Source organism: Allobosea sp. P4_C6 (assembly GCF_056402015.1).
Genome location: NZ_JBFUIF010000025.1, coordinates 59,595 through 80,968, shown reverse-complemented (window position 1 = coordinate 80,968; position 21,374 = coordinate 59,595). Strand labels below are relative to the sequence as shown.

Annotated in this window: 16 protein-coding genes; 6 read left to right on the top strand and 10 right to left on the bottom strand. The window is 64.7% G+C overall.

All coding sequences use genetic code 11. The features are described from left to right. Window positions 1-777: 777 nt before the first annotated feature. The 5 genes from AC1DVA_RS18205 to AC1DVA_RS18185 form a co-directional block, all read right to left on the bottom strand. Window positions 778-1,845 (bottom strand): ABC transporter ATP-binding protein, encoded by a 1,068-nt coding sequence (locus tag AC1DVA_RS18205; protein WP_265054606.1) that lies wholly within the window; start codon window positions 1,843-1,845, stop codon window positions 778-780. Next, window positions 1,842-3,524, bottom strand: a complete 1,683-nt coding sequence (locus AC1DVA_RS18200) for an ABC transporter permease (protein WP_476806803.1) — start codon at window positions 3,522-3,524, stop codon at window positions 1,842-1,844. The genes AC1DVA_RS18205 and AC1DVA_RS18200 overlap by 4 nt, the downstream gene beginning before the upstream one ends. Before the next feature lie 39 nt (window positions 3,525-3,563). Beyond that, a complete protein-coding gene (locus AC1DVA_RS18195) occupies window positions 3,564-4,661 on the bottom strand; it encodes an ABC transporter substrate-binding protein (RefSeq protein ID WP_476806802.1) in 1,098 nt (365 codons plus the stop codon). 132 nt (window positions 4,662-4,793) lie between these two features. Beyond that, window positions 4,794-5,402 (bottom strand): aspartate/glutamate racemase family protein, encoded by a 609-nt coding sequence (locus AC1DVA_RS18190; protein WP_265054899.1) that lies wholly within the window; start codon window positions 5,400-5,402, stop codon window positions 4,794-4,796. Window positions 5,403-5,461: 59 nt separating this feature from the next. Continuing rightward, a complete protein-coding gene (locus AC1DVA_RS18185; protein ID WP_265054603.1) occupies window positions 5,462-6,916 on the bottom strand; it encodes an NAD(P)H-dependent oxidoreductase in 1,455 nt (484 codons plus the stop codon). Window positions 6,917-7,271: 355 nt separating this feature from the next. On the opposite strand from AC1DVA_RS18185, the gene AC1DVA_RS18180 reads away from it, so the two are divergent. After that, window positions 7,272-8,201: a LysR family transcriptional regulator gene (locus AC1DVA_RS18180; protein ID WP_476806801.1), complete on the top strand. Its 930-nt coding sequence runs from the start codon at window positions 7,272-7,274 to the stop codon at window positions 8,199-8,201. A gap of 605 nt (window positions 8,202-8,806) precedes the next feature. Continuing rightward, window positions 8,807-9,307, top strand: coding sequence for a MarR family winged helix-turn-helix transcriptional regulator (locus AC1DVA_RS18175; protein WP_265052632.1), 501 nt, complete (start codon window positions 8,807-8,809; stop codon window positions 9,305-9,307). 135 nt (window positions 9,308-9,442) lie between these two features. Here the strand turns inward: AC1DVA_RS18175 and AC1DVA_RS18170 are convergent, their stop codons facing one another. Further along, window positions 9,443-10,393: a phosphoribosylaminoimidazolesuccinocarboxamide synthase gene (locus AC1DVA_RS18170; protein WP_265052631.1), complete on the bottom strand. Its 951-nt coding sequence runs from the start codon at window positions 10,391-10,393 to the stop codon at window positions 9,443-9,445. A gap of 277 nt (window positions 10,394-10,670) precedes the next feature. On the opposite strand from AC1DVA_RS18170, the gene AC1DVA_RS18165 reads away from it, so the two are divergent. Both AC1DVA_RS18165 and AC1DVA_RS18160 read left to right on the top strand, forming a co-directional pair. Continuing rightward, a complete protein-coding gene (locus AC1DVA_RS18165; RefSeq protein WP_476806800.1) occupies window positions 10,671-11,825 on the top strand; it encodes a DUF2865 domain-containing protein in 1,155 nt (384 codons plus the stop codon). A gap of 189 nt (window positions 11,826-12,014) precedes the next feature. Next, on the top strand, window positions 12,015-13,337 hold the full coding sequence (locus AC1DVA_RS18160; RefSeq protein ID WP_265052629.1) for an MFS transporter: 1,323 nt from the start codon (window positions 12,015-12,017) through the stop codon (window positions 13,335-13,337). A gap of 119 nt (window positions 13,338-13,456) precedes the next feature. Here the strand turns inward: AC1DVA_RS18160 and gltX are convergent, their stop codons facing one another. Then, the gene (gltX, locus tag AC1DVA_RS18155; protein ID WP_476806799.1) at window positions 13,457-14,809 is read right to left on the bottom strand and encodes a glutamate--tRNA ligase; all 1,353 of its coding nucleotides are present in this window, start codon (window positions 14,807-14,809) and stop codon (window positions 13,457-13,459) included. 152 nt (window positions 14,810-14,961) lie between these two features. Between gltX and AC1DVA_RS18150 the strand changes: the two genes are divergently transcribed. Further along, window positions 14,962-15,792, top strand: a complete 831-nt coding sequence (locus AC1DVA_RS18150) for an outer membrane protein (RefSeq protein ID WP_265052627.1) — start codon at window positions 14,962-14,964, stop codon at window positions 15,790-15,792. Between the two features lie 70 nt (window positions 15,793-15,862). Here the strand turns inward: AC1DVA_RS18150 and AC1DVA_RS18145 are convergent, their stop codons facing one another. The 3 genes from AC1DVA_RS18145 to AC1DVA_RS18135 all read right to left on the bottom strand — a co-directional run bounded on the left by AC1DVA_RS18145 (window position 15,863) and on the right by AC1DVA_RS18135 (window position 20,136). Beyond that, the gene (locus AC1DVA_RS18145; protein WP_265052626.1) at window positions 15,863-17,248 is read right to left on the bottom strand and encodes a class II 3-deoxy-7-phosphoheptulonate synthase; all 1,386 of its coding nucleotides are present in this window, start codon (window positions 17,246-17,248) and stop codon (window positions 15,863-15,865) included. A 248-nt stretch (window positions 17,249-17,496) separates the two neighbouring features. Then, the gene (gor, locus tag AC1DVA_RS18140; RefSeq protein WP_476806798.1) at window positions 17,497-18,867 is read right to left on the bottom strand and encodes a glutathione-disulfide reductase; all 1,371 of its coding nucleotides are present in this window, start codon (window positions 18,865-18,867) and stop codon (window positions 17,497-17,499) included. A 9-nt stretch (window positions 18,868-18,876) separates the two neighbouring features. Further along, the gene (locus AC1DVA_RS18135; RefSeq protein WP_476806797.1) at window positions 18,877-20,136 is read right to left on the bottom strand and encodes an O-antigen ligase family protein; all 1,260 of its coding nucleotides are present in this window, start codon (window positions 20,134-20,136) and stop codon (window positions 18,877-18,879) included. A 226-nt stretch (window positions 20,137-20,362) separates the two neighbouring features. Here AC1DVA_RS18135 and AC1DVA_RS18130 point away from each other — a divergent pair, with 226 nt between their 5' ends. Next, window positions 20,363-21,328, top strand: coding sequence for a Bug family tripartite tricarboxylate transporter substrate binding protein (locus tag AC1DVA_RS18130; RefSeq protein WP_476806796.1), 966 nt, complete (start codon window positions 20,363-20,365; stop codon window positions 21,326-21,328). The last annotated feature ends 46 nt before the right edge of the window (window positions 21,329-21,374 follow it).

The following is a 21,374-nucleotide window of genomic DNA, read 5'->3' as shown; positions in this document are numbered from 1 at the left end:
CGCCGAAACCAGCGCCAAAAGCCCGGACTTCAAGAAGGGCTACGATTCGATGGTCGCCTTCCGTGGCGAGAACCTGCTCTGGTGGCAGTGCGCGGAGCTTTCGTACGACACCTTCATGAACCGTCTAAAAGCACGTTAAGTCGCTGAAATCTCTGAATATCTTCGTTCTCAAATCATTCTATGAACAATGAGAACGAAGTGGAAACGATTGGAATTCGTGGGACGCTTTTGAACCAAAAGTCCCACGAATTTTACCACGACGATTCCCGAAATGTTCTCATAGACAGGTCGACGCCCCCCGCCGTGGTCCTATGCAAAGCCGCGTGTCGGCTCCCGACCCTAGTGGATTGATTGGGACAAAGGAGTCCGGCTTGGTTCGCGCCGAATGTCCGCTCTCTGGAGAGCGGCCAACGGGCAAATTCGACCCAAGTGAGACATTCGCGGCGCACTGTCCGAAGGTCGATGAGTGGCCCCTAGCTGACTTCTGGAACGTCCGTTTTCCGGCGATCCAGTCGGCGCGGCAGTGCCACGTTCGAAGGCCCCTTGTGGACGCGGGAGCCGATTTTGGGCAGGCCGATTGGATTCCGCGCGATGACTTGGAAACCTTCGCTAGTGGCGCAGCAAACGGAAAACGTCCGTTCAAGGGCACGAGCTTCAGCCAGTGGATGTCTTTGATGCGATGGCTGTCATGAAATTTTCGAAGCGGAGGAGCTGACCATGCTGGCTACGCTGGCGAGGTTCGTCCGGCGTAGATAACCGCAGGATTGATGGCGTGTATTACGGCTGCCGGTCGGCAAAGATCCACACGCTCTCGGGCGGGACCTCGCACCAGGCAGGCCCGGCGGTGATAGATTGCGGCCCGAAGGCGCGCAGAGGCGCGCCACCCAGCGCCATCCGGTATTCCCAATGCTGGCCCAGATAGATGCTGGCTTCGATCTCGACGGGGACACGGTTCTGGCCGGGGCCATCGACGATCCGCACCTTGTCGACGCGGACCACAGCGACCGCAGCCTCGGACGACACCCCATCCTGCGCCTGCCCGGTCAGCTGCCAGTCCGCACCGTGGATGGAGGTCGACCCATCCGCTTCGGCACGGGCTTGCCCATGCAGCAGGTTATTCGAACCGAGGAACTCCGCGACATAGCGGTTGCGCGGGTTCTCATAGATCTCCATCGGCGTCCCCTCCTGGAGGATTGCGCCGTCCTTGAGCAGGATTACACGGTCGGACATCGCTAGCGCTTCGCTCTGGTCGTGCGTGACAATCACCGCACAGAGTTCGAGATCGAGGATGAGCTTGCGAATGAAATAGCGGGCTTCGTCGCGCAGCTTCGCATCAAGGTTGGAGAGTGGCTCGTCGAGCAGAATGGCGCGCGGCTCATAGACAAGTGCGCGGCAGATCGCGACGCGCTGCTGCTGGCCGCCCGACAACTGGAACGGGTATCGCTCGCCCAAATGTCCCAGCCCGAGCCGCCCGAGCATCTCGGTGACGCGCCGCCCGATCTCCGCCGGCGCAACGCCGCGCAGCTTCAAGCCGAAGGCAACATTCTCCGCCACCGTGCGATGTGGCCAGAGCGCATAGGACTGGAACACGAGCCCGATGTCGCGCTGCTCGGGCGGCAGGCTGAGACGGCGCTCGACGTCGAGTACGGTCTTTCCGCCGATCACGATCCGGCCCTTCGAGGGGCGCTCCAGCCCTGCGATCGAGCGCAGCAAGGTGGTCTTGCCGCTGCCGGATGCGCCGAGCAGTGCGACGACCTCGCCGCGGCTCCCTTCGAAGCTCGCGCCCCTGAGGACGGGGACGGCACCGAGACTTAACTCGACGTTCTCGACACGCAGGTCGGTCATTTGGCATAGGCTCCGAAGCGGAAGGCCACCGCCAGCCCGAGGGCCGTGAAGGTGACGCTGATAAGGGACAGGGCCGCGATCGTGGCAAGGTCGCCGCTGGCCAGCAGGGAGACGATCAGCGAGCCGATGACCTCGGTGCCGCTGGTCATGAGATAGACGCCCGTCGCATATTCACGCAGGAAGATGATCATGATCATCGCCCAGGCGCCGAAGAGGCCCGGCCGGACGATCGGGATGACGATGTCGGTCCAGGTCCGCCGCAGGGTCGCGCCGCTGGTGCGGGCCGACTCTTCCAGTTCGGGGGAGACCTGAAGCAGCGTGCTCTGGATCAGCCGCAGCCCATAGGACAGACCGACCACGACATAGGCGACAAGCAGGCTCACCAGCGTCGCGCGCAGCGGCGAGAGGAACGGCACGAACAGGAACAGCCAGAAGAAGGCGAGGCCGATGACGAGCCCCGGCAGAGCCCTTGGCAGGAGGATCATGTAGTCGAGCGCCACGGCCGCAAGGCTCGTATTGCGATGACCAGCCAGGGCTATGACGAGATAGACGACGACCGCGATCGCGCCTCCGACCACCGCGATCAGCCCGGTGTTGACGAGGCCGCGTGACAGGCTCGAGATTTTGAACAGCTGCTGGAAATTCGCAAGGGTCAGATGCTCGGCCAAATTGACGCCCTGGCCCCAGGAATCGACGAAGGCACGAACGGCGATCCCGCTGATCGGCAGGACGACCGAGATCAGCAGCCACAGCCCGATGAGAGAGAGCGCAACGATCTGTCCGGTGTTCCCGAGCTTGACCCGTGTCGGCCGGCCACCCTTTCCACCGACCGTGGCATAGCGGCGCGAGCGGTCGAGCAGGCGCCGCTGGATCGCGACGAGCGGCAGAGTGATGATCAAAAGCAGCACGGCGACCGCTGCCATGAGATGGTAGGAGGGCACGCCGAGGAGGGTCGTGAGCTTGTAGAGATAGGTGGTCAGGACCAGGACTCCGCTGGGATCGGCGAGAATGAGCGGCAGTCCGAAGCTCTCGAAGGCGAGCAGGAAATTGAGCGCCGCGCTGTAGACCAGCGCCGGCAGGACCAGCGGCAGCGTCACCTCCATCGCGATCCGGGGCAGGCCGGCGCCCATGGTGCGCGCGGCCTCCTCGAGATCGGCGGGCAGATTCCGCATCGCCGAGGAGACGTAGAGATAGACGTAAGGGACATGGCTCAGCCCGCCGATGACGATGAGCGAAGGCAGCCCGTAAATGTTCCATGGCACGAAGCCCAGGACATCCTGCACGGCGAGCGAGACGAAGCCTGACGGCCCGACGGAGACGGTATAGCCAAAGCCGAGGACCAGCGCGGACAGGAACATCGGCACCAACACTATAGGCTCGATCCAGGCGCGCCCCTTGATGTCGGTTCGCGTCAGCAGGAAGGCCAGCGCCGCCCCCATCGGCACCGCGATGACGACAAGGCCGATGGCGAAGACCAGCGTCGTCCAGAGCGCCCGATAGAAATCCGGGTCTAAGAAGACATAGGCAAACGACGAGAAGCTGAATTCGGCCGTGGGGTAGAAGAACGGCCCATCCAGAAAGCTCTGGTAGATGATCAGCCCGACAGGGGCGAGGACCATCAATCCGAGCAGGCCGATCGTGGTTCCGCGAAACCCCGAGGCATCACCATCGGCACGCATAGGATTGTCCTTCTCCGCTTTGGCGTGTGTGGCGGGCGCTCAGCGGCGCATCGCCTGCTTCCAGCGAGAGAAGAAGTCCGCACGCTTGGTCTTGTCGAGATTGTCGAGCAGCGAAGCGTCCAGTGCGATCGGCTGCAGCTTGCCGTTGGCGAGCACGTTCAGGCTCTTGAAGTTGGGCACGCCATCGACATCGCTTCGAACCGAGGGAAGGCCAGCCTCGCCCATCACCCTCTGCCCTTCCAAGGACAGCATGAAGTCAATTAGAAGCTTGGCCGCGTTGGGGTGCGGGGCGTTCTTTGCGATCAGGGCCGCGCGCGAGACGGCGCTGGTGCGGTCATCGGAGTAGACGATTCCCAACGTCGGATTGGCTTTGACCCATTCGGTCGCATAAGCGCCGTTGACGTAAAACGCGATGATCTCCTCGCCGGAAACGACCTTCTCGCGCATCTGCCCTGAATTCGAGTAAATCTTGCCGCCGGCCTCGCCGAAGGCGGCCATCAGGGGCCAGAAACCGGGATTGTTGCGCATGTCGTCCTGCATGGCGACGTAACCCTGTCCGGACTTCTCGGGGTCCCAGCTTGCGACCTTTCCCTGAAACACCTCCTTGTGGTCCTTCAGGAATTTGGTCAGCTCGCTGAGGTTCTTCGGCACCAGCGCTGCGGGCACGAGACGCTTGTTGTAGAGGATCACGCCGGGCTCGATCGAGGTCAGGTAGGCCGAATCCTTGTATTTCGCGAAGCTAGGCAGGTTTCCCGCCTCGGGCGAGGCGTAAGTTTCCGCCAGCCCGTCCGCGACCAGGCGGACCTGCAGATCCAGTCCGACCGACCAGACCACGTCGCCGCCGACTTGACGGGCCGCGAACTCGCTGACCACGCGATTGTAGATCGCAGTGTTCGAGAGGTCGTTATAGTCGACCGTGACGCCCGGATACTTCTTCTGGAACGCTCCGATCAGGGCGTTGGCCTGTACGGAATCGGTCGGCGAATACACGACGACCTTTCCCTCTTTCTTCGCCGCAGCCACAATATCGGCATAGCCCGCCGGATAGGTCGTGGCTGCCGTCTGGGCGAGCGCGGCCGTGGCCGAAAGCGCGGCGAATGCCATCGCGGCACAATTCGCCTTCAAGAAGCTCAACATCTTCATTCCTCCCTGTTCCGAAGCCCTCATTGTTCCGGGGCTTCCTGGTTGATCTGATCGGATATCAGGCCTTGGTTTAGAGTTGCCGTCCCCTGCTGCTGCGTCGATCGGCAAGTGCCGCCCAGCGCCGGATCAGCCCCCAGTAACCAGCTCGCGCATTCGGGCCACTGCCGCATCCGGAGCCGAAAGCACCGGAATATCGACGCGGGCCCGCACCGCGGCGGCTGCGCGCGACGTCGAGAAATGCGCCAACATGATCGCATCATGGCCGCCCAACTCATGCGCGCGCTCGGCGATCAATCGATTATGGCTGTCGGCGTCGCCCGCCTTCAAAAGATCGATGGCGTCGTCCACGACGATCGTATCGAGCGTCGTCGCGGACTGTGCCTCCGACACGAAGTCATCGAACTCGCGGGTCATCGTCGAGACGGCTGGCGCGAAGGTCGCCAGCATCCCAATGCGACCACCGGCAGCGATGGCCTGGCGAAACATGGCCTCGTTGGGCTTCAGCACCGGAACGGGAAGCGTCTCCGCCATGCGCTCGATCGCCGGGCCGTAGGCCGAGCAGGTGACGAGGATGCCGTCGGCACCGATGCGATGGGCATAGCGACCGAGCGCGACGAAACGCTCCATCAGGCCCTCGGACAGATATTCCCCATCCTTCGCACGGTCGGTCGTCAAGCTGTCGTCGAGCAGATTCACAGCCTCCGCCTCAGGCCACAGCCGCGCCATCGCTCCCATCACGGGTTCGATTGCAACAGGCGTCGCGTGATACAAGACGATGCGGGGCGCTGCCACCGTCACGCCTCTTCCAGCTTGCGGGTGACAGGGGATTGTTCCGGCGTCAGGAAGATTTCGTCCTGTCGCCGTCTCAGGCTCCAGAGCTGCGAGCCTGCGGGTTCCTCCACCATGTCGTAGGTTATCAAGGTTCCCGCCGGGATATTCACCGAAGCGCGGTTGCCGACGAGCAGATGTGAACAGGCAAGATTGCCGGGCGCGATCGGCCGTGCGGGCACGATGCGGGCCACGAGCTGCGGGCTGTGGTCATTGCCGAAGGTTTCGCCCGCCTGAATGTCGCGCGCGGCGATCTTCACCAGATCGTAGCGCGGCAGGTAGTCGTCCGAACCGGTGTCGATGCCGAGCAACCCGGCCATTAGGATCGACGTCGAGGTCTCGACTCCGCACAGATGATAGGGTCGATAGATCACCGCGGCCGTGTTGTCGTAATTGCCGATCTGCCCTTTCGTCGTCAGGACATGATTCGAATAGGCGTTGTCGCAGCGCACAACCAGAAAGACGCCACCGCCGAGCCCCGACTCGTCGGGCGCCCGGAGGCAGGTGGCGAGGTCGATCTTGCCGGCGCGATCGAACAGACCGCCATGCGACTGCTCGCAATAGGCGACGGGAATTTCGGTGATGCGCAGCGGAGCATGGATCAGCGTATCGACCGCAGGCGTCAGGCCCGTGTAGTTTGCCGCGATCGTCATCTCGCAAAGATCGTAGGAGCCCGGCTGCGGAAGTCGCCCCAGAATTGCGGCCCGTCGGGCAACGTACTCCTCGGCGCGACCCTCGGGAATCATCTGGAGATATGTCCGGTCTTCAGGCGCGATCTCGATCGAGGCTTGATAGGGTGCATGGATCGGCTTGTCGGTAACGATGCGCGCGACGCCCGTTGCATCGTCATAGATGAATTCGCCATCCGTGGCCTTGCCGCCGCTTATCACCGTCAGGCCGACGGATTTTGCCCATTCGAACATCTGGATGAACAGGCCGTGCTGGTCGCCGTCCACGGGCGTGTAGACGACCCCGGCCTCGCGGGCGAGCTTCTTGAGAATGGGACCGACTGTGACGTCGCAATCCTTGGTAATCATGGCGACGTGCTTGCGATTTTCGATCGCCCTCAACGCATAGACGGCGCTCGCCTCGGGAATCCCAGTGCTTTCGCACACGATATCGACTGAGGGCAGGTCAGGCACGATCAGAGGATTGTCGGTGTAGACCCGCTTGCCGGCTTCGATCTCACGCTGCGCTGCCTCCACCGTGTCGGCATAAGCGATCATCGATGGCTCGAAGCCGGCCTTCAGATAGGCGCCCCTGGCTGCGTCGAGCGAAATGTCGGCCACCGCAACGACGGTGAGAAGCGGCGTATGGGGATCCTGTGTGACGATAGCGGTGCCATAGGCGCCAGCCCCAATCACGCCAGCCCGAACATGGCTCTGCTTGGCGTATTTCGCATAGAGGTGATGATAGACCATAGAGCAGTGTCCGCGTGGGTGAGAGCAGGTGGGCGCGATCCGGACAGCGGTCAGGAGCCGGCCTTCGATGTGAGCCTGGAGGCGCTGTTCGGACGTGTCCGGCTAGCAGTGCTCATCCGGCGGCAGAAGCCGATTGCCAAGCGCGCAAGGCTACGAACGCAGCAAGCGCCGGCGATCCATGTCGTCCTCGTTGGAATCCATCATGTCCTCCCTGCGAACGCGCCGGGCCGTTTTTCCAGGCCGGCTTCGTCCGAACATCGCCTTGCGATCTCAGGAGCGTAGCTCTCTCGGCTGGTAAAACAATTCGCAAAATCCTACAGATTGGTTGGATTAATCGACCAGTGGGAGTGTCGCGATGGACGTCATCGGTAGCATCAACATGAAGGTGCTTCAGACCTTCCTGGCAGTTGCGGAAAAGGGCAGCTTCCGGGCCGCCGCGGAGACGCTCAACCGGTCGCATTCGGCGGTCTGCGCCCAGATCATGCAGATCGAGGGGCAACTCGGTGTCGTGTTGTTCGAGCGGACCACGCGGAGTGTGAAGCTGACCGTGGAGGGACATCATCTTCGCGACAGCGCGCGAAAAGCGTTCTACGAGATCAATCTGGGCCTGCGCCGCATCCGCGAGGAGAGCGACGCCAGGCGCGGCCAGCTCGCTCTGGCCTGCTCGTCCCACATGGCCTCAATTCACCTGCCGCCTGTGCTGACCGAGTTCGTGCGGACCTATCCGGGCATCGCCGTCACAGTCCGGGAACTGACCTCGCAGGATCTATACGAGGCGTTGCGGCAGAAAGAGGTCGACTTCGCGGTAGGGCCCCAGACCGACGACCCGGCGTTTGACTGCACAACGATCATGGTCGAGCCTCTCCAGGCTCTTGTGCCGCATCATTTTCTCATTTCACCGCGCGATAGCATCACCCTGGCTGAATTGTCGCGCTTTCCGATGCTCGTGCAGATCCAGGCGACGGCGGTGCGCAGGCTCGTGGAGGGTGCGATGCAAGAGCAGGGGCTGGAGGTGCCCACCCGGTACCAGTTCATCCAGTCGGAGACTGTCATAGCGATGGCAGAGGCCGGCTTGGGTGTCGCCGTTCAGCCAGCCTCCCGACTGGCCAAAGCCAGTCTCAAGGCAACGGCCGTTCTGAATCTGACGGAGCCGTGCATCACGCGCAGCATGGCCCTGATCACATTGCGAAAGCAGAGTCTCTCGCCCGCAGCGCAAAATTTTGCCGACAAGATCATTCAGGATGTCCGTAAGACGACCCGTTTTAACTGCGACGCTGAAATCTAGCTCACCCGCGTGAAAGTCACCCCGGCGATGTCAAAATGGCTACGTCCGGTTCTTGGCGACACACCAAGGTCCGAAAGTGGCGCGACCCAGCCCCTTCGGCCGGCGTGGAGGAACGTCGGCAAACCACCCTCCCGCGACCTTTCGAACGTCTGCAAACGGGCAGGGCCGCACCGCCCTTCCCGACCTACCAAGAAGCGCGGTGAAAGCTAGGAGGACGAAGGATCTGAGACCGGCTCTTACACACAACTTCGAGGAATAAAATCCGAACCCAAGGCTTGCTCGATATCGGCACTCAGCGTTCTCGTAACCGCCAAACTCCGCCTCACAACTGCGAATTGGGCCGACGAAAACCTATCTTCTGGGAGCCCGATGGCAAGTTGTCGACAAAATAAAAACACAGTGATATCAATGCGTTAAAGAGACGGCTTGGCCGAAGCAAAGAGTCCCACGAATATCCCACGACGAGCTTGGGCTAGATCAAAATATCATGGTATTTCAATATCTTACGAGAGTTGGAGACTGTTTCTGGTGGCAGGTGGCAGAGCTGTCCTACGACTCGTTCATGAACAGGCTGAAGGCGCGCTGAGGCGCGCCTGTCCATCGCCATGACAACGAAACCGCCAGCACCCGATCCGGAAAACCAGGCGCTCCATCTGGAGCGCTTCCTGCCCTATCGCCTCAACGTCGTGGGCACGCTGGGCGGCCGCGCGCTCGGGCGCATCTATGGCGAGCATTTCGGCATCGGCATCCCGGAATGGCGGGTGGTGGCGCAGCTCGGCGAGTTCGGCAAGCTGACCTCGCGCGACATCGGCGAGCTCGCCCAGATGCACAAGACCAAGGTCTCGCGCGCTGTCACCGAGCTGGAGAAACGCGGCCTCGTCTCGCGTGCGGAGAACCGGCAGGACCGGCGCGAATCCTTCGCGACGCTGACTGCTGCCGGCCGGCGCATCTACAACCAGATCGTGCCGCTGGCGCTCGGCTTCGAGGCGCGCTGGCTCGAGGGCATCGCGCCCGACGAGCTCAAGGTGTTCGAGCGCGTGCTCTCGACGCTGACCGAGCGCGGCCGCCACCTCGCCGGCAACTATCGTGACGAGGACGGGGCGTAGCGGCTGCGAGGAAACGCGTGGGCGCCGTCATTCTCGGGCTTGACCCGAGCATCTCGTGACGCCGAGGCCCCTCGCCTCTCTCGGCCTGAGATTCTCGGGTCAAGCCCGAGAATGACGTACGTTCCCGCCGCGCCCTCAAAAATACCGGGCGAGATTCTTCCTGATCCGCGGCAACGGGTCTTCGCCCTTCGGGGGATAAGCGAAAGCCGCCCCCGTGATCGTCTCGTAGGCGCGGACATAAACCGCCGAGGTCTGGTCGATCAGCTCCTGCGGGATCGGCGGCAGCTCTTCCTTGTAGGGGTCACAGCGGGCCACGACCCAGTTGCGGACGAAATCCTTATCGAAGGATTCGGGCTTCTCGCCGGCAGCGAAGCGGGCGAGGAAGCTTTCGGCGAACCAATAGCGGCTCGAATCCGGCGTATGGATCTCGTCGGCGAGGATGATGCGCCCCTGCGCATCGGTGCCGAATTCGTATTTGGTGTCGGCGAGGATCAGGCCACGCTCGCGGGCGAGCTTCTGGCCGCGCGCGAAGAGCGCGAGCGCGTAGCCAGAAACCGTGTCCCACTGCTCCTGCGTCAGCAGCCCGCCCTCGACGATCTGGCGCTGCGACAGCGGCTCGTCATGGCCGCCGTCGAAGGCCTTGCTCGTCGGCGTGATGATCGGCTGCGGCAGTTCCTGATTGTCGCGCAGGCCGTCCGGCAGGCTGATGCCGTACATCTCGCGCTGGCCCTGCTTGTAGAGCGTCAGGATCGAGGTGCCGGTCGTGCCGGCCAGATAGCCGCGGACCACGATCTCGACGGGCAGGATTTCGAGGCGCCTGCCGACCACGACGTTCGGGTCCGGATATTCCAGCACATGGTTGGGGCAGATGTCGGCGGTCTGCTCGAACCAGTAGCGCGCCGTCTGGGTCAGGACCTGGCCCTTCAGGGGAATCGAGGCGATCGCACGGTCGAAGGCGGAGAGCCGATCGGTCGAGATCAGGATGCGACGATCGCCCGGCAGGTCGTAGTTCTCGCGGACCTTGCCGCGATAGTAGTTCGGCAGCTCGGGGATGACGGCTTCGTGAAGAGGCGGATAGTCGGACATGGGCGGGCTTGCCTCATTGGCGGAACACGAGGACGGGCGCCGGCAGCGCCGTTCAGGCTGCCCTTCTAGCGAAAGCGGGAGTTTTCCACCACCGCGCCGCCGCCCCCGTCCCCGGATTGCTGCCACGGCCCGAATATGGCATGCGAAGCCTCCAACAGGAGCCAAGTCCGCGGCGCCCCGACGCAGGCCGCTCCATAGTTCCGTCGTGTTTGGCGGGTGTTCTTGGACAGAGTCGGCTTGCCGGCTTTCGACAATGGATGGCGTGACCCGACCTGCGATGATTCTGCGACTTTCCAGACGTTTCGGTATGGCGCTGCTGGCGCTGGCGGCTCTGAGCGGGCCTGCCGCGGCGCAATCGCCTTCCTGCGACGCCTGGCGATCGGAACTCGAAAGCCTGCAGGGCCGCAGCGGCGGCGATCCGCGCGCCGCCCAGGCGGCCCAGCGCGCGGGCGCCCAGCTTTCGCAGCTCACCGGCCAGTATCGCGCCATGGGCTGCGAGCGCGCGTTCGGCATTTTCGATTCCGGCCCGCCGCAATGCGGGGCGATCCGCGCTCAGCTCGGCCAGTTGCAGTCACAGTATACGGCGCTGCAGCGCCAGGCCCAGGGCGGCGGCGTCGAACAGCGGCGCGCCCAGCTCGCCGCCGCGATCAACAACAACTGCCGGGCCCAGCCGCGCGGCTTCTTCGACACGATCTTCGGGATCGAGCCGCGCCGCGGCGAAATCGATTCGACCCTGCCGGAGCTTGACCCGGATCAGCCTGTCGAGCCCGAGAAGCCGCGCCTCGGCGGCCCGCAGACGGTTTGCGTCCGGACCTGCGACGGCTTTTTCTTCCCGCTGACCAACAACACCGGCAATGCCGACGAGATGTGCCAGGCGCTCTGCCCCGGCGTCGAGACGACGGCTTTCGGCATGAGCACCGGCGGCGATATCCAGAACGCGGCCTCGCGCTCGACCGGGCAACCCTATTCCTCGCTGGCGAACGCCGGAAAATACACGCGCAGCTTCGATGCCGCCTGCACCTGTCGGGGCCAGGGCGAAAGCTGGTCGGCCGCGCTCAAGAACGCCGAATACCTGCTCGACAAGCGCAAGGGCGACGTGATCCTCAGCGAGCAGCGCGCCGCCGAGCTCTCCCGTCCGAAGCTCGACCCGAAAGCCGATGCGAAGCGGCGGGCCGGCACCCAGCCGGCACCGGCGGCGCAACCGGGCGCCACGCCGGATGTCGCCGAGGAGAAGCCGATGCCCTCCGAGAATTCGCCGACGGCGGGCACCGAGTCCGCCGGTGTCGGCCCGAGCATCGTCGACGAGAAGGTGCTAGACAAGAAGGACGGATTGAAGAGCGAGTCCCGCAGCGTCACCGGCGAGCGGCGCTCGGTGCGCATCGTCGCACCCAACCTCGCACCGAACCTCAGCCCGCAGCTCGTTCGGCCCTGAACCGGCAAAGTTCCATGCGCCAAACGCAATTGCGGGCGCATGGCGACGGCGTGCCGGCCGCTGGACGCATGCCCAAAACGGACGCATAAAAGGGTTCCCAAGCCGCCCTTCGGGAGGCCGCCAGACCGCCTCCACGGCCTTTCGGGTCGCGCGCTCGCCTCTGACGCTCCCCAGCTGCAGAAGGCCGCCATGTCCGATACGACCACCACGCCACATCCCCATCCGATCGAGATCGACGACGCGAAAAGACGCCTCAAGGCGATCTTCATCGGCTCCGTCGGCAACCTCGTCGAATGGTACGATTTCTACGCCTACACCGCCTTCGCGCTGTATTTCGCGCCGCATTTCTTCCCCTCGCACGATCCGGTCGTGCAGCAGCTGAACGCCGCGACGCTGTTCGCCGCGGGCTTCATCGTGCGGCCGATCGGCGGCTGGCTGTTCGGGCATCTGGCTGATCGTTACGGGCGGCGGCTGTCGCTGATGGTGTCGGTCCTGATGATGTGCTTTGGTTCGCTGATCATCGCCTTCACGCCGACCTATGCGACGATCGGCTTCGCCGCCCCAGTCCTGCTGGCCCTGGCGCGCATCATCGAGGGCCTCAGCCTCGGCGGCGAGTATGGGGCGAGCGCCACCTATCTCACCGAGATCGCGGACCCGGAGCATCGCGGCTTCTATTCGAGCTTCCAGTACGTCACGCTGATCGGCGGACAGCTCACCGCCATTCTCGTGCTGCTGCTGCTCCAGAACGTCTTCCTGACGCATGAGCAGCTCGTCGCCTGGGGCTGGCGCATCCCCTTCGTCATCGGCGCACTGCTCGCCGTGACCGCAATGTTCATGCGGCGGCATATGCAGGAGACCGAAGCCTTCGAGGCGGCCAAGGGCACGATGAAGCGCGAAAGCTCGCTCAAGGGCCTGATGAAGTATCCGCGCGAGGTCGCGATCGTGGTTGGCCTCACGGCCGGCGGAACGGCCGCCTTCTACACCTTCACGACCTATATGCAGACCTTCGTCAGACAGACGGTCGGGCTCTCCGACATCGTGACGACCTATGTCATCGCCGGCTCGCTGATCTTCGCGGCGATCCTGCAGCCGATCTACGGCCTGATCTCCGACAGGATCGGCCGCAAGCCGATGCTGATGTTCTTCGGCCTCGCCGGCACGCTCCTCACCGTGCCGATCCTGACCACGCTCGCCGGCACGAAATCGGCGTGGATGGCTTTCCTGCTGATCTGCGGCGCCTGGATCTTCACCGCCGGCTACACCTCGATCAACGCGGTGGTGAAAGCCGAGCTCTTCCCGACCGCGATCCGCGCCACCGGCGTCGCCGTGCCCTATGCGGTGACGGTCTCCATCTTCGGCGGCACGGCGCCGGCCATCGCCCTGTTCTTCAAACAGCAAGGCCATGAAGAGTGGTTCTACTACTACCTCGCGGGCGTCATCTTCCTGTCGTTCCTGGTCTATTCGACCATGCGCGACACCAAGCACAGCTCGGCGATGCACCGCCATGAGTGAGGGAATGCGGGAACGTCATGCTCGGGCTTGACCCGAGCATCTCGGAAACCAGTGCCTCTCCTGCATGAGATTCTCGGGTCGCCGCTGCGCGGCGCCCGAGAATGACGGTCGGAGGGTCCTCAGGCGCTCTCGCCGGCGAGCCGCTTCAGCACCTTCTCGCGCCCGATCAGCGGCAGCAGAGCGGCCAACTCCGGGCCGTGGTCCAGCCCTGTCAGGGCCTGCCGCAGCGGCATGAACAACGCCTTGCCCTTGGCGCCGGTCGCGGCGGCAACGGCCTGCGTCCAGCTTTTCCAGGTCGTGGCGTCGAAGGGCTCCTGCGGCAGCAGGCCCGCGGCCGTGGCCACGAAGGGCTGATCCGCGATCACGGGCGTCGCCGGTCCCTGGACGACCTGCCACCACTGGCCGGCTTCATCCAGCTTCGCGAGATTGCCCCGCACCGCCAGCCAGAAGGCCTCGCCGTCGATACCGAGCGCCGCCAACCGCCCCGCCACGGCGGCGAATGGAAGCTGGTGGAGCGTGCGGGCGCTCAGCACCGCCAGCTCGTTCTCGTCGAACTTGGCCGGCGCGCGCGAGACATGGGAGAGCTCGACGAGGCCCGCGAGTTCGTCGAGGCTCGACACCGGGCGCACCGCGTCGGAGGTACCGACCATCGTAGCCAGCGCCGCGACGGCCAGGGCCTCGACACCGCCGTCGCGCAGGCCGCGCAGGGACAAATGGCCGAGGCGCTTTGAAAGCCCCTCGCCGCTCGCCGTGGTCAGCAGGTTGTGATGGCCGAAGACGGGCAGGCTCGCGCCCAGCGCCTCGAAGATCTGTGCCTGCACCGCCGTGTTGGTGACGTGATCCTCTCCGCGGATGACATGGGTCACGCCGGTCTCGATGTCGTCGACCACGGAAGGCAGCGTGTACAGGTAGCTGCCGTCCTCGCGCACCAGCACCGGGTCCGAGAGCGAGGCGCAATCGACATGAGAGGCGCCGCGCACGAGATCGTCCCAGGTAACCTCACGCGCCTCCAGCAGGAAGCGCCAGTGCGGCTTGCGCCCCTCGGCTTCGAAGGCCGCCTTCTGCTCGGCAGTGAGCTTCAGCGCAGCGCGGTCGTAGATCGGCGGCAGGCCGCGGGCGAGCTGGCGCTTGCGGCGGCGGTCCAATTCGTCGGCGCTCTCGTAGCAGGCATAGAGACGACCGGCCTGGCGCAAACGCTCTGCTGCCGCGTCGTAGATCGGGAGGCGCTCCGACTGCCTGATGACGAGATCGGGCACGATGCCGAGCCAGCCGAGATCCTCGGCGATGGCATCGGCATATTCCGGCTTCGAACGGGCGACGTCGGTGTCGTCGTAACGCAGCAGGAAACGCCCGCCATGCCGACGGGCGAACAGCCAGTTGAACAGCGCCGGCCGGGCGTTGCCGATATGGAGATAGCCCGTGGGCGATGGCGCGAAGCGGACCAAGGGCGATGTGGCGACTGGCGTTGTCATGACGCGGCTTATGGCGCGTTTGCAGGCAGGCGACAATCGCGTCGTTGGCCCGGCTTCCGCACCGTTAACCCGGTATTAGGGTTACCAAGGCATGAATCATCGCCGAGCAGGGTGAAACGGATGGAACCGGACCGCTGCTCGGGGAGATCAGGATGCGTATCCGTTCCATCGCGCCTGCATGCGCGGCCGCTGCCCTCGCGACAGGTGTTCTCACAGCCCCTGCCCTTGCGGCTGATTATCCGGTGCTGCGCGGCTCTCAGATCGAGGATGCCCCGCCAGCGCCCGATCTCGGCATCAACTGGTCGGGCTTTTACTTCGGCGGATTCGGCGGGCTGAGCGAGACTCGCTTCCGTACGGACAAAGGCGTCCTCGACATCGCCAACGGCAACTTCAACGGCACAGTCGTGCTCGGCGAGATGGACCCCGGCCAGCTGGTATTGACGCCGGCACGGAACGATCGCGGACCGACCTATGGTGTGTTCGCGGGTTATAACTATGCATTTGGCGATGTCATCCTCGGTTTCGAGGCCGAATATTCCCGAGTCGATCAGGAAACGACGGCGTCCACGCTCGAGGGTCGTCGACTATCTTCGGGCGATGTTTATATCGCCTCTGTACAAAACGCCCGGCTGAACGATTATTTTAACGCTCGCCTCCGCTTCGGCTATGCCTACGGGCGATTGATGCCGTACTTCACGATCGGCGCGGCAGCCGGACGCTTCGACACCAACATCGCCGTCGCTTCCGACTGGCGCACACCGGCTTCCAACTACACGACGAGCTATTTTGGCTGGCCCCGCGTAATCGGGGGCGCAAAGAAAGACGTCTGGGGGTATGGCTGGTCTGTCGGCGGCGGCCTCGAAGCCGCACTCACAGAAAACCTGATCGTACGCGGCGAATATCTCTTCACCAGCTTCAATGACGTCGAAGGCGTGACCGTGAACGTCAACACCGCCCGCGTCGCAGCCGCCATCAAATTCTGACTTGTTTCTCCAACGAAAAAGGGCCGGTGCGATCCGCACCGGCCCTTTTTCGTTTCAGCCTGGCTTCAGTTCACTCGGCGGCCTCGACCTCCGGCCGGGCGCGGCCGGAACGCTCGCGCTTGACCAGCTCGGCCACCAGGAAGGCGAGCTCAAGCGCCTGCTCGGCATTGAGGCGGGGATCGCAGACCGTGTGATAGCGGTCGTTGAGATCCGCATCGGTCATACCGCGCGCGCCGCCGGTGCATTCGGTGACGTTCTTGCCGGTCATCTCCAGATGCAGGCCGCCGGCATGGGTGCCTTCGGCCTGATGGACGGCGAAGAAGTTCTTCACCTCGGTCATGATCAGGTCGAAGGGACGCGTCTTGTAGCCGCTCGCGGCCTTGACCGTGTTGCCATGCATCGGATCGCAGGACCAGACGACATTGCGCCCTTCCCGCTTGGTGGCGCGCACCAGGGCCGGCAGGTTGTCGAACACCTTGTCGGCACCGAAGCGGGCGATCAGCGTCAGGCGGCCCGGCTGGTTCTGCGGATCGAGCACCTCGATCAGCTTGAGCAGGCCGTCGACCGTGGTCGAAGGACCGCATTTCAGGCCGATCGGGTTCTTGATGCCGCGGAAGAACTCGACATGGGCGTGGTCGAGCTGGCGCGTGCGGTCGCCGATCCAGACCATGTGGCCGGAGGTGTCGTACCACTCGCCGGTGGTCGAATCCGTGCGCGTCATCGCCTGCTCGTAACCGAGCAGCAGCGCCTCGTGGCTGGTGTAGAAGTCGGTCGTGCGCATCTCCGGATGGGTTTCCGGATCGATGCCGATGGCGCGCATGAAGTCGAGCGCCTCGGTGATGCGCTCGGCCACTTCCTGGTAGCGATGCGAGGACGGGCTGTCCTTGACGAAGCCGAGCATCCAGCGATGCGCGTTGTCGAGATTGGCATAGCCGCCCGTCGCGAAGGCGCGGATCAGGTTCAGCGTCGCCGCCGACTGCCTGTAGGCCTCGAGCTGGCGGCGCGGATCGGGGATGCGCGCATCGGCCGTGAAGGCGATGTCGTTGACGATGTCGCCCTTGTAGCTGGGAAGCTCGACGTCGCCGATCTTCTCGTTCGGCGCGGAACGCGGCTTCGCGAACTGGCCCGCGATGCGCCCGACCTTCACCACCGGCGAGCCACCGGCAAAGGTCAGCACCACGGCCATCTGGAGAAAGAGCCGGAAGAAATCGCGGATATTGTCGGCCGAATGCTCGGCGAAGCTCTCGGCGCAGTCGCCGCCCTGCAGGAGGAAGGCCTCACCGGCCGCGACCTTGCCCAACGCCCGTTTGAGCTTGCGCGCCTCGCCTGCAAAAACGAGCGGCGGAAAGCCGGCGAGCTGCTGCTCAACCGCCTTCAAGGCTGCCTGGTCCGGATATTCCGGAATCTGCTGGGCGGGCATGGCCCTCCAGCTCTCTGGCGTCCACCGCTCGGACATGGGACTACGTGCTCCTGCTCATTGAAATCGCGCGTGGTTACCTCTTCGTGGCGCGAACGCGCGGCTATACACCCATGGCGCCGGAATAGCCACAGTCCGGTCAGCGCGCGAAACGGGCGCGATCCGACTCTATCGGATATCGAAAAGCCGATTCATCTCAGCGAGATGCCATCAGTCGTTGATGTTGCGGAAGAGCAGCCTCGCAGATTGATTCAACGCTGCCGAAACCGGCAGCGCCCTGCCCCGCGCTAGCCGGCGCGCGGCGTGCGCATCGTCACGAGTTCCTCGGCCGCGCTCGGATGCAGGGCGACGGTGCGGTCGAAATCCGCCTTGGTCGCGCCCATCGTCACGGCGATGGCGACAGCCTGGACGATCTCTCCGGCGTCGTGACCGAGGATGTGAACGCCGAGCACCCGGTCGGTCTTCACATCGACGACGAGCTTCATATAGATGCGCTCCTGCCGGCCGGAGATCGTCGCCTTCATCGGACGGAAGCCGGACTCGAAGATCCTGACGTCGTGCCCGGCGGCCATGGCCTGTCCTTCCGACAAACCGACCGTCCCGACCTCCGGCGTGGTGAAGACCGCCGAGGCGATGGTGGCGTGGTCGACTATCCAGCGTTTGCTGCCAAAGATGCTGTCGGCGAAGGAATGACCCTCGCGGATAGCGACGGGCGTCAGGTTGACGCGGTTGGTGACGTCGCCGACCGCGTGGATCGACGGCACACTGCTGGCGGAGGCGGCGTCGACGACGACCTCGCCGAGCGGGCCGAGCTCGACCCCTGCCTGCTCCAGGCCAAGGCCCTTCGTGTTAGGCCGGCGTCCGGTCGCGACCAGGACGACGTCGGCGTCGATCGGCGTCCCGCTGGCGCAATGGGCGCGGTGCGTACCGTCCGCCAGTTCCTCGATGCGCTCGATCGTGCAGCCGAGGCGGAAGGTGATGCCGGCATGGGCAAGCGCATCGCGCAGGCGCGTGCGGATGTCCTCGTCGAAGCCGCGCAGGATGTTATCGCCGCGATGGAGCAGCGTGACCGCGACACCGAGCCGGGCGAAGAGGCTAGCGAATTCGAGCGCGATATAGCCGCCGCCGACCACGAGCATCCGCTTCGGCAAGGCCGGCAGGTGGAAGACCTCGTTCGAGGAGATGCCGAGTTCGCCGCCGGGGATCGGCGGATCGAAGGAAGGCCAGCCTCCGGTCGCGACGAGGATGTGGCGGGCGCGGATGATCTGGCCGCTCTTGGCCAACCGCACGCTCTGCGGCCCCTCGACGACAGCGCGCTCCTCGCGAATCTCGACCTTCGCCCCTTCCAAGCCCTTTCGATAGAGGCCGGAAAGCCGCGTGACCTCATTCGCCACCGCATCGCGCAGGGTCGGCCAGTCGAAGGACGGCTTGGTGCCCAGCGTCCAGCCGAAACCCGCCGCATCCTCGAAATCCTCGGCGAAGCGGCTGGCATAGACGAAGAGCTTCTTGGGCACGCAGCCGCGGATCACGCAGGTGCCGCCGATCCGATCCTCCTCGGCGATCATCACCCGCGCGCCGTGGCCCGATGCGATGCGTGCGGCCCGCGTGCCGCCGGAACCGGCCCCGATGACGAAGAGATCGACGTCGAAATCAGCCATGATATCCTCTCAGCCGTCGCTGCCTTCGGAGGGCAAGCCATAGGTCAGCCAGACGGCCGCCAACGCGAGCGCGGCGACCCACCAGCCTTGCCAGGCGCCATGCGCCACCGTCGCAACCCCGAAGGCCGAGGCGGCCAGCGCCAGGCGCGGCGCGAGGTCGCGCGCCGCGAGATGCCTGAGGCGCCACAGGAAAGCCAGGCCGGCAAGGGTCAGCAGGATCGCACCGACGACGCCCGTCTCGACCCAGGCCTGGACCGGCGCGCTATGCGGATGCCCGACTGCGAGCAATTGGCGGCGCGGCGGCGAAACTTCAAGCGCCACGGGGTGACGATCCAGCGTCGGCGAGGTGCCGAAGCCCGAGCCCAGCAACGGCCGCGCCCTGATCGCCTCGCCGAAGCTCAGCCAGATATCGACACGGTCCCGCGAATGGGAATTGGCGAGCCGCTCGTGCAGCGAGGCCGGAAGAGCCTCGTCGCCGAGCCGACCGAGCACGGGGGCGACCGCCATCGTCGCGACGAAGCCGAGAGCGACTGCGGCAAGGGTCAGACGCGGCAGAAGCCGGGCCGCGATCCAGGCCAGGGCCAGCAGAAGGAAACCGAGCCCGGCGGCGCCACTCTCTGAGTCGAAGGAAATGCTCGCCACGACGAGGACCATGACTGCGCAAAGCAGCCAGTCGAAAACCGTCCTGCCCCTGCCGAGAAACAGACCGGCTGCGGCAACGGGCAACAGGACGAGGCAGGTCAGCACTGGACGGTTGAAGATGTAGGTGACCTGCCTGCCGATATCGAGCGCGATGCGAAGCGAGAGCCCGGTCGCAAGTTCCGCGATCATGAAGATCGCTGCGGCGGCGATGGCGACGGCAAGGGCGCGGCTCTCCAACCGGCCGGGCCGGAAGCGCCCGCTCGCGGCAATCGCAAGGCCGCTCGCCAGTGGAATCGCCAGTTCGCCCCACATCGCGAGGCTGGTGGCCTGCCGGTGGCTCCACAGGATCGTCACGAGCGACCACACCATGAACGCGCCGAGCGCCAGCCCCACCGGCGTCCGCAGCACATCGCGCAGGCGCCGCAGGAGGTCAGCCACTCCCCGATCAGCCAGGGCGGAGCACAGGAAACAGAGGGCGGCCAATCCCAGGACCAGCGGCGACGAGCGATTGGCGAGCCACATCGCCAGCGGCAGCGCGACCAACAGGGCGTAGCCGGCGCGGGCAAGACGCTGCGAAAGGACCGAGGGAGCCGGCACGGAAGCACCGGGGATAATCGAGGAACTCATGGCCCTGCGATTACGCGATCGCAGAGTTTCCGGCCAGAGGCTTCGATCAGCAGGCACGTGCGGGTCGTAGAACGAAAGGTATAGAAGATGCGACGGAAGCTGCCTGTCGTCGAAAATTCTTGACTTCCGATTATGCAATCAGGCGCAATTGACGACCGGCGCGGCAAGGTGCCACAGGCGAAGCCGCCTCAAGAAACCCGCGGCAAAGCCGCAAGCGGAGGAATCCATGCTCACAACCATCCTGAAGCGCACGGCCCTGACGGCGGTGGCGCTCGCGGCTCTCTCGACGGCGGCCTTCGCCCAAGTCAGCGAGCTCAAGATCATGGCTCCCGCCGCGCCCGGCGGCGGCTGGGACGGCACGGCGCGCTCGATGCAGCAGGCACTGACCGCTTCCGGCCTCGTCAAGAGCGTGCAGGTCAACAACGTGACCGGCGCCGGCGGCACCATCGGCCTCGCCCAGCTCATCGGCGCGAAGGGCGATGGCCACCAGCTGATGGTCAACGGCTTCGTCATGGTCGGCGCGATCCTGCTCAACAAATCGCCGGTCAACCTGACGCAGGTGACGCCGATCGCGCGCCTCACCGCCGAGGCCGAGGTCATCGTCGTCCCGACCGAATCCCCGCTCAAGACCGCCAAGGACCTGGCCGAGCGCCTGAAGGCCGACCCGGCCAAGGTGACCTGGGCCGGCGGCTCGGCCGGCGGCACCGACCACATCCTCGCGGCGCTGTTCGCGCAGGCTGTCGGCGCCGATGCCAAGAAGATCAACTACATCCCGTTCTCGGGCGGCGGCGAGGCACTGGCCGCCATGCTCGGCGGGCGCGTCACGGCCGGCGTCTCCGGCTATGGCGAGTTCGAGGGCCAGATCAAGGCAGGCAAGCTGCGCGTGCTCGCCGTCTCCGCCGGCAAGCGCCTGGAGAATGCGCCGGACGCCCCGACGCTGAAGGAGCAGGGCATCGATCTCGAGCTGCTGAACTGGCGCTCGGTCGTCGCTCCTCCCGGCCTCTCGGCCGATCAGGAGAAGGCTCTGCAGGAGACCGTCGCCAAGCTGGTCAAGACGAAGGAATGGGGCGAGATCCTCAAGGCCCGTGGCTGGGACGACGCGTTCCTCGGCGGCGCGGAATTCGCTGCCTTCCAGAAGGCCGAGATCGAGCGTGTCGGCAAGGTGATGACCGAAGTCGGCCTGGTGAAGTAAGCCGCCGAAAAAGCCAAAATCAGCAGGGGCCGGGAAACCGGCCCCT